Genomic DNA, 15,149 nt, shown 5'->3' on the forward strand with positions numbered 1-15,149 from the left:
TAAACAAGCAACTACCGGTTAGGATTTAAAATAATCAGCTTTCCCCAAGGTTCTTTTTGCCCTTACGGATAATTTTTTTGGCTTCTGCACCCTTGACCACTTCACCGGAACTTTCCAGCCAAACAATGGCTCCTGTAGGACATCTTTGAATGGGAACCTGAGTCTGGTGGTTTTTAGAATAATCAATAAGAGGCAGATTATTGACCATGGAAATAAGATTGGGTGCATCCATGGCACATTTGCCACAGGCTGTGCAGCCCACTTCACAATCTTCCAACACCGCATCTCCAGCTTCCAGACTCTTACAGGCCACCCAAAGTCTATGGCTCACCGGGTGGAGTGAAAAGAGATCTTTAGGACACACTTCCACACAATCTCCGCAGGCAGTGCATTTAGATTCGTCTACCACTGGGATCCCAAAGGCATTCATCTTAATGGCATCGAAATCACAGACCTTTTCACAATCTCCATGTCCGAGACAGCCCCAGGAACAACCTTTTCCTCCCCCGGCAATCAATGCTTCTCCTCTGCAGGTACCTATACCTTCGTACTTTGCCCTGTTGATGGCGACATTGAAACCTCCCGCACAGGCCAGTCTTGCCACTCTTTTCTCCTCTGTACCGGCATCTACCCCCAAATATGCAGCAATCGCTTTTCTGCCGTCTTCACTGCTCACTGTACATTTTCCGGGAAGCATTTCACCCTTGACCAACGCCTCTGCAAAAGGCCTGCAGCCGGGATATCCACAGGCACCGCAATTGGCATGGGGAAGCATACCTTCCACCACATCTATCCTTGGATCTTCATAAACATACAGCTTCTTGTTGGCGATGGTCAGCATCAAAGCCAATAAAAGCGTCAGTCCTCCCAAGGTAAGCAAGGCGATTAGTATGGTCATTTTGGCTTATGCTTTAGTTTAATCAGTTTTCAGTTAGTTAATGTACCATGTACATAGAGGCAAGAGACAGGAGACAAGAATCAAGAAACAAGAATCAAGATTACACTCAGCATTTTTTCATCTTTCATCTCCTAAGTTCAACCCTTTCAGGGTTGATCGAACCTAGAAAGGTTGTGGTTTTCTTGATCCTGGGTTGCACCCAGGGCTACTGAAAAGTTTAACCACTTCGTGGTTATCAGTACATTTCAGGTTTCTTTTAGTCATATAAATCTTAATTGGTGCAATTTGCTCTTATTGATTCTTTGTCCTATTGTTTTGCATCTTGACTCTTTTCTCTTGTTTCTAGAATCTCGCTTCTAATAAATAACTTCGGCCCATTTTTTCCCGGCAATCAGTTCCGCTTTTCTGTTTTCCCATTTTTCTTTCGAGCCCATGATATTGATAAAAGCTTTATTGAGGTTTTCTTTTACTTTTTCATATCCTGCGATGTAGATATAGGTATTGGCAGAAGACAGCATCTCCAAAATTTCTTCCGCCCTGGATTCTATGGCCTTATCTAACAAAATTGGATCATTCCAGTGCGGACGGGGGCTTAGGGCATGGAAGGCTTCGAAAGTCGCCTTGTCATAATAATTGGTCAGGTCTCCGTCTTTATCATTCAGATAGAGCAGTTCCAATCCGCTTTTTGCACCATAAAAAAGCCTGATTTTGCCTTTCCATTCTTTCTCCTGACTGTAGATATGCTTGATAAAAGCCCGGAAAGGGGCAATACCAGTGCCCATACCGATTAGGATCATGTTGGCATTTTTGTCTTCGGGTACCTTGAAGGGCAATTCAAATGGACCTGTAATGGTTATTTCATCTCCCACCCTTCTGTCACATAGGTAATTGGAACTGACACCATGATACAACTCTCCACTGAATTCATCTACATAAGAGCAGCGTTTGACCAACATGGTAATTTTGGTGTGGCCATTTTCAGTAGCAGGTAAGTCGGCCACGCTGTATAAGCGATGGTGATATTCATTGCCAAAATCACTGCTGTGCTTTACCAAAACACCAAAGCTTTGGTCGACTTTGCACTTGAAGGAAGGATCTTCCACCTCCAGGATGATTTCCCTGATTTCTTCCTTATTGGTTGGGGTGAGGCGATGGGTTTGCTTCACCCTTGCCTTATATTGCTTCTTGGTGTTGAGTTCTGATAAATAAGACATAGCGATAATGTTTTATGTTGATGAATGTTTTACCGTGATTTTTCTTTTATGCAAACTTTGGTACAACCGCAATTGCCGCAACTCCTTCTTTCAGCCAAAACATCTTCATCTGAAATGTTTTCTGAAAAGGTATTCCTCCAAAGGGACTGTATCCCAACCCAGGCCAGCATCATGGTGACTATGGCCCCGATCCCAATTACATAGCTGAGTATATTTTCCATATTTTTTTTACCCTAATCCCGAAAATCCCATGAAAACCAATGACAAAATCCCTGCTACCAATAAGGTGAGGGCTGTTCCCTTTACCACATTGGGCACCTCAGCGAATTCCAGCTGTTCCCTGATTCCTGCCATCAGAATAAGTGCAAGGGTAAAACCGGTCCCTGCACCCAGGGCATAAATCAAACTTTGTGAAAGGCTGTAAGCTTTACTTGTCTGGAATAAAGCCAATCCCAGTATCGCGCAATTGGTAGTAATCAGTGGCAGGAAAATTCCCAAGGCCCTGAACAGGGCAGGGCTCATTTTTTTGATAAACATTTCCACCAATTGGACTGTGGAGGCAATGACCACAATGTAACTGATAAGTTGCAGGAAGGGAGCATTGATTGCTACCAATAAGGCATGAATTCCATAGGCACAAAGGGAGCTGATCAGCATCACAAAGGTTACTGCACCGCCCATTTTGGTGGCTGTTTCCATTTTGCCCGAAACACCGAGGAAAGGACAGATACCCAGGAAATAGGCAAGTACGAAGTTGTTGACCAGACTGGCATTGACAAATATGCTCCAATAAGATTCCGTATTCATGTTCCCGCTTTTTTAGATTTGAAGAAATTGAACAGTAATAGCCAAAGCGCCAGGGTGAAAAATCCACCGGCAGGCAAGATCATGATAATCCATTCCTGGAAGGATCCGGGGAAGATTTCAATGTTGAACAGGGTGCCATTGCCCAATAACTCACGTACAGCACCCAGACAAAACAAGGCGAAAACAAAGCCAAGGCCCATTCCAAGGGCATCCATGATTGATTTCCCAATGCTATTTTTGGATGCGAAGGCCTCAGCCCTGCTCAGGATCAGGCAATTGACAACAATCAGTGAAATAAATGCCCCCAGGTTTTTGTGTAGGTCCACGCTGATGGCCTGAATGGCATAATCCACAATGGTTACAAATGTGGCAATGATCAGGATGAAGGAAGCTATCCTTACTTGTTTGGGGATAAAATTCCGCAGGGATGCAACCAAGATATTGGACATCAGCAAGACAAATGCCGTTGCCAGCCCCATAGCAAGGGCATTTTGGGCAGTATTGGAAACTGCCAACACAGGACACATGCCCAATACCTGAACAAATACCGGATTTTCGCGCCAAAGCCCTTTGATGAATTCATCAGTGGAGCTTGGTGTATTTTTCAGTTCCGTATTTTTTGTTATCCCAGTACTCATTTCAATCCAGTTTAAATTTTTCCAACTGATTGTATATCAATGGAATTATTGTAGCAGAACTTTCTCCAATAATGTGTCCGATTGCCCTTGATGAAATGGTCGCTCCCGTGATTCCATCTACTTCCCAGGGATTTGTTTTACTGCCCTGCTTTACTGGAACGACCCTATTTTCAATCCTTGTCAAATCTTCTGAAAGGGCTACCGAGAGGGCCTTGAAATTGGACAGGAAATTTTCATCTTTTTCAATCTTATCTCCCAATCCGGGGGTTTCCTTGCTTTCCAGGACATACATTCCTACCACGGTTTGGGTGAAGGGATTGTATCCGTACAAAATCCGTATGACATCTGCATAGCCCTGTCCGCTTGCCTCGATGGCTATCCCTTTAAGAGTTCCATCGTCTCCAAACCCCGCATAAACCAGTTTTTTACTGCGGTCTTTCCCATCTGAAGGGATAAAGTTTCCATCATCTGTCAGCTCAAATATTTTGGTTTGGCTTATTCCCGGCAATACCCTGAATACCGCCTGTTCCAGGGCTTCGGCTTTGAGTCTTTCTATCCTTTCCTTTGTTCCTTCATAGGTCAACACGATCAGTAGGGCACAGAAAACACCGATACCTACCATCGCGGTCAGCATTTTTTTACTTCCCTGAGAGTTTTCTTGATGGGTCGGTATGGTCTTTTTTGTATCCATCTTGCTATCTTTTTGTACCATAAACCCTAGGCCTGATTATTTTGTCAATTTGTGGGGTAAGCGCATTGCCCAACAAAATGGCATACATCACACCTTCAGGAAGCCCGCCCCAAATCCGTATGACCACTATCAAAAGGCCTATAAAAACCCCATAGATCCATACGCCAAGAGGGGTGATGGGAGATCCGACCATGTCGGTTGCCATAAATACAGCACCCAACATCAAACCACCAGAGAAAAGCATAAAGAGTGGGGAGGGGTATACCTGATTGTCAAGGAGAAATAAGATCCCGCTCAAAAGGTAAACTGTGGCAAGTATGGCTACAGGTATTCTCCAGTTCATCATTTTCCTATAAATCAAATAAATTCCTCCCAGCACAATAATCCAGGAGCAGGTTTCTCCAATAGAGCCACTGATCAGTCCCAGGGCAAGGTCTGAGGTTTCAGCAGTTATTTTATCAAATTTGAACGCTGAAAGTGGGGTAGCACCCGAAATTCCATCTACTATTGGTTCAGCAAAGGGAAGGGCAAGAACAGATTTGGAAATATGGAAAAACCTGTCTTCCAAGAAAGATGGATGCCAGGTGGTAATGGCAACAGGGAAAGCAGCCTGTAGGAAAGCACGGCCCACGAGCGCAGGATTAAATGCATTATATCCCAATCCTCCGAAAACAAATTTTCCCAAACCTATGGCCAATACGGCTCCAAGAAAAGTCATCCAAAGGGGAAAAATCGGTGGTAAAGTAAGTCCCAAAAGAATTCCGGTTATCACTGCGGACCAATCAGAAATGGTACTTTCCCTATTGGACCACCTACAAAGCAGGTGTTCTGTCAACAAGCAACCAAAGACGGAAGTGGCAATGACCAGTAAGGCATTGATCCCAAAAGCATATATGGAAAACAAGACCACTGGCAAAAGGGCATAGACCACATTTTTCATAATGAGATCCGTGCTGACATCTTTTTTGATGTGGGGAGAGGAACTGATATGTAGGGTCTTGCTAAACATTGCTTTTTTGACTGTTGGCTTTCCTTTTTCGGATAATTCCCTTGGATAAGCGGAAATATTGTACCAAGGGGATATTGGAGGGACAAACGTAGGTGCATGACCCACATTCAAAGCAATCCATCAGGTTGTATTCCTCAACCATGGTTTCATAGGCTTCGGATTTTGCCAATATCCCAAGTTTGGAGGGGTTTAAGAAAAGGGGACAGGCATCTACACAAGCGCCACATTTGATGCAGGGATAGATTTTCTCTGTTTTTTTGGTGTCATTTTCCCCAAACACCACAATTCCTGAAGTTCCCTTGACTATAGATATATCCAGACTTGATGCTGAGACGCCCATCATGGGACCTCCCATAAATACTTCACATATGTCTTTACTTGCACCTACCTGTTCCAGTATATACCGGAGTGGGGTTCCAATAGGGATGAGGTAATTTCCCTTTTTACTGATGGCAGGACCGGTGATGGTAATAACCCTTTCCTGAATTCCCTGTCCATGTGGTAATAACCTCCCAATCTCGGCGGTGGTGGCTACATTGACGACAACGGTATTTACGTCGATAGGTAAGCCTCCTGAGGGAACTTCTTTTCCCAGGATTGAAGTAATCAGCATTTTCTCCGCTCCTTGAGGATATTTTACAGGAACAACCTGAACGCTTACAGGTAAATCTTTCGGTATTTTACCCGATAAATGTTCTGCCGCATCCAGTTTATTGGCCTCAATGCCAATGATTACTTCCTTGGCACCAGTGGCTTTCAATAAATACCTAATACCCATGAAAATATCATCTGCCTGCTCTAACATCACCCGGTGGTCGGTAGTGAGGTAAGGTTCACATTCAATTCCATTGATGAGAAGATGGTCACATTTTTTTCCTTCCGGAATTTTGAGCTTTACATGTGTTGGAAATGCTGCCCCTCCTAATCCAACTATACCGGCATCCTGAATTCCCTGTAAGATCTCCTCAGGACTGGCAGAAAGTGGAATAGGTTTGCCCTCCGATATTTCCTGGCCGGAAAAGGGGAATGGCTCCAGGTAGAGGCCCGGGACCATTTGACCTGAAATGACCGGGACATTGGCAATTTTCCTTATTTTTCCCGATACCGGGGAATGCAAAGGGACGGACATGTAGCCATTGGCTTTGGCCAGTAATTGACCCCTTGCCACTTCCTGTCCTTCCTTCACAATGATCTGTGAAGGCGTCCCTATATGCTGTTGCATAGGTAGGATGATCAGGGGAGCAAACGGGAATTGCCGGATGGGCAGTCGGTTTGTCTCCTCCTTGTTTTCAGGTGGATGAATTCCATGTGAAAAGGTATTTTTAGCCAGCAGGAACATGGGATCAATTGAATTTTTCGCCTCTCTTGATCCATTTTTCCATGTCCGGTCCGTTTTTGTCCGCAGGCAATCCGGGATGTATGACGCCGGCAGTACATTTTTCTGCAGCTTTTACCAGGTCAGAATACGGGCCTGCATTTGGATCTTTGATATAAGCTTTTTTATCGTTGTTATAGGCGAAAATATTGGGGTTGATTTTGATACATTCATCACAGGAGGTACAGAAATCTGTTTCCAACCATGGCGCAAGATATTCTCCATTGGGAGAAGGTGCTGGAATATTCGGATTTTCCTTTTTGCTTTCCTCTAAAGTCAAATCCATGATTCCCATCCCATTATCTCCTGCCAATTTCATCAGACCTTTGGCAATCCTGCCCACTACTTCTGTTCTTATTTTGTTTTCCAGATCTTCCACAGGAGTTGCTTTTTCAGCTTTTACCCCGGCTATTGCTTTCAGCATAACCCAAAAGTCACGGCGTTCTTCGCAGGAGTGTACCATAGTTTTGGAGACCAGGACCCTTGTCAGGTGTTGCTTTCGGTCTACTGCCCAGATGAAAGGGAATTCCCTTCTCTTTCAGCCTCTTCCATTTCCAGGAATTCTTCCAGTACCACCATGTTTTCATTCCAAGTGTCTCTTGGCGCATTTCTGAAATGTTTCCTGAACCGTGCCTCCGTCAAAGCAAAATCCGCAAAGGTCATTGCCACCTCCATGGTTTTCTGCCTGCCATTTTCAAGGTACTTGAGTTCATAGGTAGGCCATGTTTTTTCCAGGGCAGGGTTTCCTTCCAGGTCAAAGGCTTCCTGAGGTGTCACTCCCTTGTCAGGGTTATACCTGAACAACGGATAGGCCCGGGATTCAACTGCCAGTTTGGCCTGATGTGCTCCAAGGTCATCGGCTACGCCGTGCTCTGGCTGGCAAGTGGTGTACAAATTGAAAAGGGCAGGTCTTCTAGCCATCAAGCCATCGATAAATCCTTCGATCATGTGGCTGGTATTGGCCAAAGTGGACTGCATCACATAAGTGTTTCTATGGGCCATGGCGATCAGTCCGATTTCTTTTCTTGGTTCAGGTTTTCCTTTCCAAACTTTTCCAAACTGTGCCATATCAGATACCTGCCCGATAAATCCAGAAGTACAGGCTTGCCCACCGGTATTGGAATAGACCTGGGTGTCTACTACTACCACCTTGATAGGTTTGCCGGAAGCCATCATTCGGGAAAGGTTCTGGAAACCGATGTCATACATGGCACCATCTCCTCCCAAAGCGACTACTGGAGGACACAATTTCCATTCATCATCGCTAAACTGTTCCCAATTGAAATATGTAAAGAAATCTTTTTGATCTCTTGGATTATAATTCCCCTTCAGTTCCATTTCCGCTTTGCGGATGAGTTTGAAGCCATCTGCCATTTTGGCCATATGGCCTTCAAATATGCCCATTGCCAAAGAAGTGCTGTCCTGGAACAAATGGTTCGCCCATGGGAAAGGGTAAGGGTTATAGGGATAGGTGCTACCCCATACTGAAGTACATCCGGTAGCATTGGCCATACCCATGTTAGCACGTCCTTTGTTGGTCGTTCCCTGGGTGTATTTCCACAATAAATGTTTCAGTCCTGCCAATATCTGTGTAGTCTCACGTAACCAATCCTGATCGATAGGCTCAGTTCCCTTTTCTGACTCCAAACGGCTGGCTATGGAAGACATGGTAAGGTCACTTCCTTTCATCTCAGATACAATTCTCGACATCAGATCGGCATCCACCACATTCACGGTTTTCATGAGCCGTAATTGGATATGTTTTTCCAGATTTTCAATCAGTTCCTGGAGGTAAGCTACATGTTTCTCCACCCTTGGCATCATCAAAGATTCTACTGTGGCTATAAAAAGATGCACAACTGATTTTTCGGAACAGCCCAGGCAGGCCCCATCCCCGCTGGCAAAACTTTGGTAGGCATTTTTGTCCAGTAAAATGGTTTCCAAGGGGCCTATTTTTTCTTCAAGATTATCAATACGCTGGTATTTTTTAGGGGTATTGGGCAAATCAGACCAAACACTCCATTCTTCCCGGAGGCGTGCCACCGACTCATCGGTTTGTTTGACGATCCTGAGTGCATCATCATTACAGACGGCAACACATTCCATACAACCTTTACAGGTAGTTGGATTTACAGTGATACTGAACAATCCCCCGCTGCCCGGCTGTTTCTTTTCATTGAGGTCGTAGTAGGGCCTGGTCAATGCAAATTGAAAATCCCCTAATTCTTCCCTGAACCATTCCAGTTCGGTACTCAGCAGAGATTCTTTCTTCTCCTGGCCTTTCATTTCGTCAATGGCTTCATTGATCAGGTTATTGACCGTGGCCTCACCATGGGGCTCATTGAAAAGTGCCCTGACCCTTGGTTCCAATTGTTTGACGGCTTTGGGTAGAAATTCGAGTTTGTCGTGTTTTCTTTTCACCCTTTTCAAAATGGTGTCCAATACATCGGACAATTCACTTACCAATCCTGGGATGGCGGTGTCCGGACATACAGTATAACAGTTGCCGCACGCAGTACAATTATTGGCAATCCACTCTGGGTGTTCAAACCGAATTCCCGTCATGTCCCTGAAAAGAGATGAAGCAGCCGGCATCACGCTCAACCCGATAAAGGGATCAGTCAGGTTGTCGTTGCCTTGTCCGGTTTGATAGAAATAGCCTGTCTGCTCCCAAAAACGGTGGATATCGCTGAGTTTGGATGCAGAGACCGGACTGTCTTTGAGCATGGAGGGGATGGGAGGGGTGGCATGTCCATTGCTTTTTTCGGTTTGCGCACCCAAAACTTTATTTTTGATTTCGTAAACTTCATCAAATCCCCGTTTGACCACACGCATGTTGTCATCCACCACTCTTTGGCCTTTGCTGCCAAATTTGTGCTGCAACTGTTCTTCAATGGCTTTGAGCAATGCTTCGTCATTTAAGCCTGCCTTTTCCATTAGCGGTGAGGCAGCGAAAAATGCTCCCTGGAAGGCAATGCCCTGCATTCTGAGCTGAAGTTCGGGATCGGTAGCTTCTTCTCTGGCAATTTTGAATCCATCCACATAAAAGATGCGGATTTCATTTTCAATGATTATTTTCTGATAGTGTTTGGGGATATCGGCCCAAACTTCATCTGCTGTTTTCTTCTCACTCTGGATGATAAAGGTTCCGCCGTTTTTAAGCCCTGCAAGGGCATTGGTATGTTTGAATACATTTGGATCCGGTGACAGTACCACATCCACGAAGAAATATTCACAGTTGATCTTGATAGGTTCCGGAGCTGCTGCCAGATAGTAAGTAGTGGGCTGGCCTTTCTTTTCAGAACCGTATTTCGGATTTGCCTTGATGTCATAACCCAAAAGGTCAAACAAAGTCATAGCGAGGTTTTTGCCAGTCGTAATGGCTCCCCAGCCTCCAATGGAATGGAACCTGACGGTGATGGCTCCTTTGGGCATAAGGTTGGGATTTTCTGAGCCGTGGATTGCCAGATCCTTGATGAAGGGGTAGGCATCCTGAATGCTTTCCTGATGGACCCTTTGTTTTGGGGAAAAGGCATTTTCCCTGATGAAATCAATGGACAGGTAGAACTGTTTTTTATGTTTTCCATCCGGAAGCATGTTTTCAACTGCACCAATAATGCCCTCAGGTTGTAAATCCCTGCTGCCCATTCCAAAAGACCCCGAATAGAGGGGAGGCATATCGCTGGGGGAATATGATGCCAATTCCGGGTAAGGTTTATCCTTTTTATAATTACCGTTTTCCAGACATTTGGTGATGACAGCCCTTGTTTCCCGCATAATCGGTGCATCTTCTGCCAAAGGCTGATCCAATCTTTCCAAGATGGTGACTCCTTTTCTTCCTTTTAAAATATGGCCCAGGAGATCTGCCGGGAAAGGCCTGAACATCACCAGGTCTACGACTCCTACTTTTATTCCTCTTGTTTTTCTTAGATAATCCACCACGGCCTCCGCACTGGAAACCACACTTCCCTGACCCAGGATCAGGTAATCTGCATCTTCTGCTTTATAGGTCATTATCCTTCCATATTTTCTTCCGGTGAGTTGGTAATACTCTTCAAAAGCCTGGTCGGTAAGTTCCTTGATATGGTCAAAGAAGAAGGGTCTTTGAGCAGCTACACTCTGCATATAGGAGTCCTGGTTTTGTACAATTCCAGCCATCATGGGATTGTCCACATCCCATAATTCAGGAATTCTACGGCGCTTGTCTCCGTAGATGATCCTTTGGGCAGGAGTGGGCGTGTCAATGATATCATCCGGACGGCCCAGGTATTCCATGATAAGATCACGCTCAGGCAATAGGAGGGATTCGATCAGGTGGGTGGTCAGGAAGCCATCTTGGGCGACAACCCCAGGGTTTAAGGCCAATTCCGCTATTTTATGGGCAATGATATTCAAGTCTGCCACATGTTGGGCTTTTTTGGCGAAAAGTTGAAAAAATCCGGTATCGTCAATGGCATGGTAATCGTCATGGCCGGCATGGACATTCAGGGTGGATTTGGTGATAGCCCTTGCCCCAATATTCAGCACATAGGTCAGTCTTTTTCCCACCGCTGCATAAAGGGATTCATGCATATACGCAATGCCCTGGCCGGAAGAAAAATTGGTAGACCGCAGTCCTGTCATGGATAATCCCGCCGTAACTGCCGCAGCTGCATGCTCCCCTTCAGGTTCGATAAAAATCAAAGGCCGATCTGATATGTTCAGATGGCCTTTTGCCGCTTCTTCAGCCCAATATTCACCCATCTGTGTAGAAGGGGTGATCGGATAGGCGCCTGCAGCATCAGAGGATTCCCTTTCACACATGATAGCAACGGTATTTCCATCCATTGCAACTCTTACTCCAGGGTATTTGAATGTTTTATTTTTGTTTTCCATGACAGTTTTGGGTTGTCAGATTGAAGAAAAAAAAGAAAATAGCGCTGTTTTAAACATCAAAACAGCACAGGGATAGACATAGGAAATGCGCCATTTTGTAAAATGGACCAGTAGCCTGTTTCTCAAATCAGTTTAGGCCGACAAGTCCACGGGTTTGTTTGGCAGTTTTAATAAACTCTAAAGCTGTATGCAGATTGATCATCAGCTTATCTGCATGGTCTTCGTCCATCAGCGGATTCAGGTTCAGGTCATTGAATTTGGGGTCTATCTTTCGGCATTGGTTGAGCAGTTCCTTGATAGAAGTGGAATTTTGGATGTGGACCCCATGGTTGATCAGAAATCCTGTCAAGTATTTTTCAATGGCTTTGTAGGCATGTTTGCACACATTGTAGTGTACCACATCCTCTGCAGGTCTGCACAACTCTTCCTGAGCGATATTTAACATCTCTTCTGCTTCAGAAAGTGTGGAGTGTGATTTTAGGTCATTCATGGCTGGAAATATTTAAAGTGAGCAAAGAATCCTTCATTTTGGGTCAAGTTATCCAGATAAGTACTTAAAAATCATGACCTAAATCATTTTTTACCATGATTTACATCAAGAGGGTTTTGCGTGTGCCTAATTGAAAGCCGGTATTATGAAATTTAAAAATTAACCATGTTGAAAACAGGGCCATCTGACCTTGCAGAGGTCATCTCTTTTTGAGAAAAGGGAAATGAGCAAAAGTCAATGCAGATCAGGTCCAATACCTGGATCCAATAGCAGAAGTATTAAAAGCAGAAAAGTTTTTCTAACTTTTATTGCGGAAAAAATGCATTGGTATAAACTTTTGAGAACAAGGTAAAATGAATAAACTTAGCAGACGGGGATTTTTGGGATTTGTTTCCAGTGCTGGGGCACTTGGTTTTTTGCCTTCATCGGTTTTGAGGGCCTCAGAGCCTGTAAGACCCCTGATATTCAAAAAAGGGAAGCTTCAGTTTGAGCCATTTTTTCTTCCCAAAATAAAGGAGTTGGATCTCTCTCCGGCAGCTTGGATCTGGTATCCCGCAGAACGGATACTTCCCAATTCATTTTTTCATTTCAGGAGGGTTATTCAGATTAGCAAACCTGTCCAATCTGCCCATGGTTGGATTTTGGGAGAGAGAAGGTATTTGTTGTTTTTGAATGGGGAAAGAATACAATTTGGCCCGGCTCCTGCAGACCCAAGATATTCAGAAGCTGATCTGGTAGATTTTTCCAGGGATTTGAAGCTTGGGGAAAATGTGATAGGAGCCACTGTAGTTTATTTTGGGTTTGGTGATGGCGCCTGGCCTGCCGGCAAGGCAGGGTTTATTTTCAAACTCGAAATCCATTATGAAGATGGGGAGAAGGAAATAATAGTAAGTGACGGGAATTGGTCAGTGCAACAGGCAAAAAGTTGGCCGGCGGGAAAGTACAAGCGCTGGTACCTGAGGGCACTTCAGGAAGAATTCGATAACAGGCTTTATCCAATGGGTTGGAACGCTGCTGGTTTTCAGGAGGACCGCACTTGGAGGAAAGCCAAAGTTTTTTCAAGGGATGGCAATAAAACTGCCCTAAGTTCTTCAATTTCTGACTACCTGTATGACAGTGGGGGAAATCAGCAGACACAGTTGAGAAAGCGATCAGTTCCTATGCTTATAGAAAAGCAGGTCATGGATATCCGTCTGAAAGAAGCACATGTCCTTCAATGGCATACAGGTATTGAAGAATATTTTGATTTTAAGACCGAAAATTCCTTTGAAATTGCGGAGATCATCGGTGGATTTACTGAGCAAAGCGATACCTGGCATTTTGAAGCTCCAAAAGGAGAAAGTCAGGGCCTGGTGCTTTCATTCGAATTGGAGGAACAGGTAATTGGATGGCCTTATTTTTCCATGGATTGCAGTGAAGGTACGGTAGTAGAACTGATGGTACAGCAGGGGCATGAATTGTTGAAAAACGGTGGCCCAGCCCTGATCAATAACAATTTCAATTCCTGGACAAGATTTATCTGCAAAGAAGGTGAAAATAGCTTGATGACATTTGATTATGAGAGTGTCAAGTGGATACAATTGCATATTCACCATTCAGAAGGTCCAATAAAAATTACTGATGTCGGAATACTGCGAAGATTATATGATTTCCCTTTTCAGCCAATGGTACAATCTTCTCATGCTGGTTTCAATAAACTGCTGAGTGCCTCCATCAATACGGTTAGGAACAACAGCCATGAAACCATAGTGGATTGTGTAGGGAGGGAAAGGCAGCAATACAGCGGCGACATTGGGCATATAGTCCATGCCCTGCATTTTGGTTTTGGAGAAAGTCAGCTCCCTTCCCGTTTTGTTGATACCTATAGCCAAGGGATGACTTTAGAGGGTTTTTTTATGGACAGTTGGCCTGCCTATGACCGATTGAACCGGCTGGCCCAAAGGCAGTTGGAGCTGACCCCATGGGGCGTCTTGCTTGACCATAGTGTTGGTTTCTGTTTTGACTGTTGGCATCATTATCTGTATACGGGCAAAAAAGAAGGCCTGGAGGAGGCTTTCCCAAGGTTGTTGCGCTTTTATCAATTGATCAAAAATTCCATTGCAGAAGATGGCCTGCTTCCCGTGGATAACCTCGGCGTAAATGCCATTTGGATGGATACGGATTCTTACAAAGCGACAAGGGACAAGCAATGCGCTTATAATCTGTATGTGGCATCCATGCTTAAGCAGGCGCTTTCTTCTTTGGCAGGGGAATTTGGTATTCTTGATCTTGAAAAAGAAATGCTTGACCTGTCATATCTACTGGCTCAAAAAGTCGAAGAAAAATTCTTTCTGCCCAGTGAGAATCTTTTGATTATCAACTTGCCCTGGATGGGAGAAGATGGCGAAATGAGAACCTGTGAAAGGTCTTTGGCCCACTGGGTGTTGGGAGGTTTTGTGCCAGAAAGTGCAAAAACGAAAGTTTTAAAGGAATTGACATCCCGGCCAAGCAGATTGGGAAGGTGTTATCCGGCCAATGTTATTTGGCCTTATTGGACCTTGGCTGCTTTGGGGAATACAGAGGAGATAATCCAAGACTTTGATCAAAGGTGGTTGCCTATGCTTTCTGTGAGGGAAAACAATACCATCCAGGAACATTGGCATGCTGAAAAAGATACACAGAACCAATTGAGTCATGCGGGAATAGCACCGTTTTATGCCGCATACATGTGTTTTGCAGGGATTAAAGTGCTGCAACCGGGAGGCACTTTGGTACAGGTAAGACCCCAAATGGCAACATTGGAAAGGTTACAACTGACTTACCATACTTGCCAAGGTCCCTTGGAATTTGAGTGCAGGGGAAAAAAAGGAAAAAGGAAGTTAAGGTTAAAGCTTCCATTGGGAGTGCAGGTCCAACTGATTTTACCCCAAAAAGAAAAATTGCCAAAGGGAGCCAGAGAAATTGGTTCTCCGGATAAGGGTTTGGTTACTTTTTTGTTGGAAGGAGGAAGATTTTGGGAGATTGACTTAATGTTTGTGTGAATAATTTGAAGATTTTCAGAAGATTACTTAAATTGATGTGGTTCAAGTAAAATATTCTCCTTTTAAACCCGGTCTCATGAAAATTTTCATTTTTATCCAGCATCTTTACTCAACTGCGTTTTTAATTAAAAT

The 15,149-nt window shown here is 44.4% G+C and carries 12 protein-coding genes; 1 reads left to right on the plus strand and 11 read right to left on the minus strand.

The window, feature by feature from the left end; translation table 11 throughout:
• Positions 1-34: 34 nt before the first annotated feature.
• The 11 genes from BC751_RS10095 to BC751_RS10140 all read right to left on the minus strand — a co-directional run bounded on the left by BC751_RS10095 (position 35) and on the right by BC751_RS10140 (position 11,997).
• Positions 35-898 carry an RnfABCDGE type electron transport complex subunit B gene (locus tag BC751_RS10095; protein ID WP_130275420.1) on the minus strand — a complete coding sequence of 288 codons (864 nt, stop codon included), beginning with the start codon at positions 896-898 and terminating at the stop codon, positions 35-37.
• Between the two features lie 356 nt (positions 899-1,254).
• A complete protein-coding gene (locus BC751_RS10100) occupies positions 1,255-2,112 on the minus strand; it encodes a ferredoxin reductase domain-containing protein (protein ID WP_130275421.1) in 858 nt (285 codons plus the stop codon).
• Between the two features lie 29 nt (positions 2,113-2,141).
• Positions 2,142-2,333 carry a hypothetical protein gene (locus BC751_RS10105; protein WP_130275422.1) on the minus strand — a complete coding sequence of 64 codons (192 nt, stop codon included), beginning with the start codon at positions 2,331-2,333 and terminating at the stop codon, positions 2,142-2,144.
• 7 nt (positions 2,334-2,340) lie between these two features.
• Complete coding sequence (locus BC751_RS10110; protein ID WP_130275423.1) at positions 2,341-2,919, minus strand: electron transport complex protein RnfA; 579 nt, start codon at positions 2,917-2,919, stop codon at positions 2,341-2,343.
• Entirely contained in the window at positions 2,916-3,557 is a 642-nt protein-coding gene (gene rsxE / locus BC751_RS10115) for an electron transport complex subunit RsxE (RefSeq protein WP_130275424.1), read from the minus strand. The genes BC751_RS10110 and rsxE overlap by 4 nt, the downstream gene beginning before the upstream one ends.
• 1 nt (position 3,558) lies before the next feature.
• A complete protein-coding gene (locus BC751_RS10120; RefSeq protein ID WP_130275425.1) occupies positions 3,559-4,248 on the minus strand; it encodes an RnfABCDGE type electron transport complex subunit G in 690 nt (229 codons plus the stop codon).
• Positions 4,249-4,252: 4 nt separating this feature from the next.
• Positions 4,253-5,257 (minus strand): RnfABCDGE type electron transport complex subunit D, encoded by a 1,005-nt coding sequence (locus BC751_RS10125; protein ID WP_130275426.1) that lies wholly within the window; start codon positions 5,255-5,257, stop codon positions 4,253-4,255.
• Positions 5,250-6,596: an electron transport complex subunit RsxC gene (gene rsxC, locus BC751_RS10130; protein WP_130275427.1), complete on the minus strand. Its 1,347-nt coding sequence runs from the start codon at positions 6,594-6,596 to the stop codon at positions 5,250-5,252. Before rsxC ends, BC751_RS10125 begins: the two co-directional genes overlap by 8 nt.
• Positions 6,597-6,600: 4 nt before the next feature.
• Positions 6,601-7,056, minus strand: a complete 456-nt coding sequence (locus BC751_RS22065) for a ferredoxin (protein ID WP_207226867.1) — start codon at positions 7,054-7,056, stop codon at positions 6,601-6,603.
• Between the two features lie 80 nt (positions 7,057-7,136).
• The gene (locus BC751_RS10135) at positions 7,137-11,507 is read right to left on the minus strand and encodes a 2-oxoacid:acceptor oxidoreductase family protein (protein WP_207226868.1); all 4,371 of its coding nucleotides are present in this window, start codon (positions 11,505-11,507) and stop codon (positions 7,137-7,139) included.
• Positions 11,508-11,634: 127 nt separating this feature from the next.
• Positions 11,635-11,997 (minus strand): HEPN domain-containing protein, encoded by a 363-nt coding sequence (locus tag BC751_RS10140; RefSeq protein ID WP_130275428.1) that lies wholly within the window; start codon positions 11,995-11,997, stop codon positions 11,635-11,637.
• A 353-nt stretch (positions 11,998-12,350) separates the two neighbouring features.
• On the opposite strand from BC751_RS10140, the gene BC751_RS10145 reads away from it, so the two are divergent.
• A complete protein-coding gene (locus BC751_RS10145; RefSeq protein WP_130275429.1) occupies positions 12,351-15,017 on the plus strand; it encodes an alpha-L-rhamnosidase N-terminal domain-containing protein in 2,667 nt (888 codons plus the stop codon).
• The last annotated feature ends 132 nt before the right edge of the window (positions 15,018-15,149 follow it).

The sequence above is a fragment of the Cecembia calidifontis genome (genome assembly GCF_004216715.1).
Classification (GTDB): domain Bacteria; phylum Bacteroidota; class Bacteroidia; order Cytophagales; family Cyclobacteriaceae; genus Cecembia_A; species Cecembia_A calidifontis.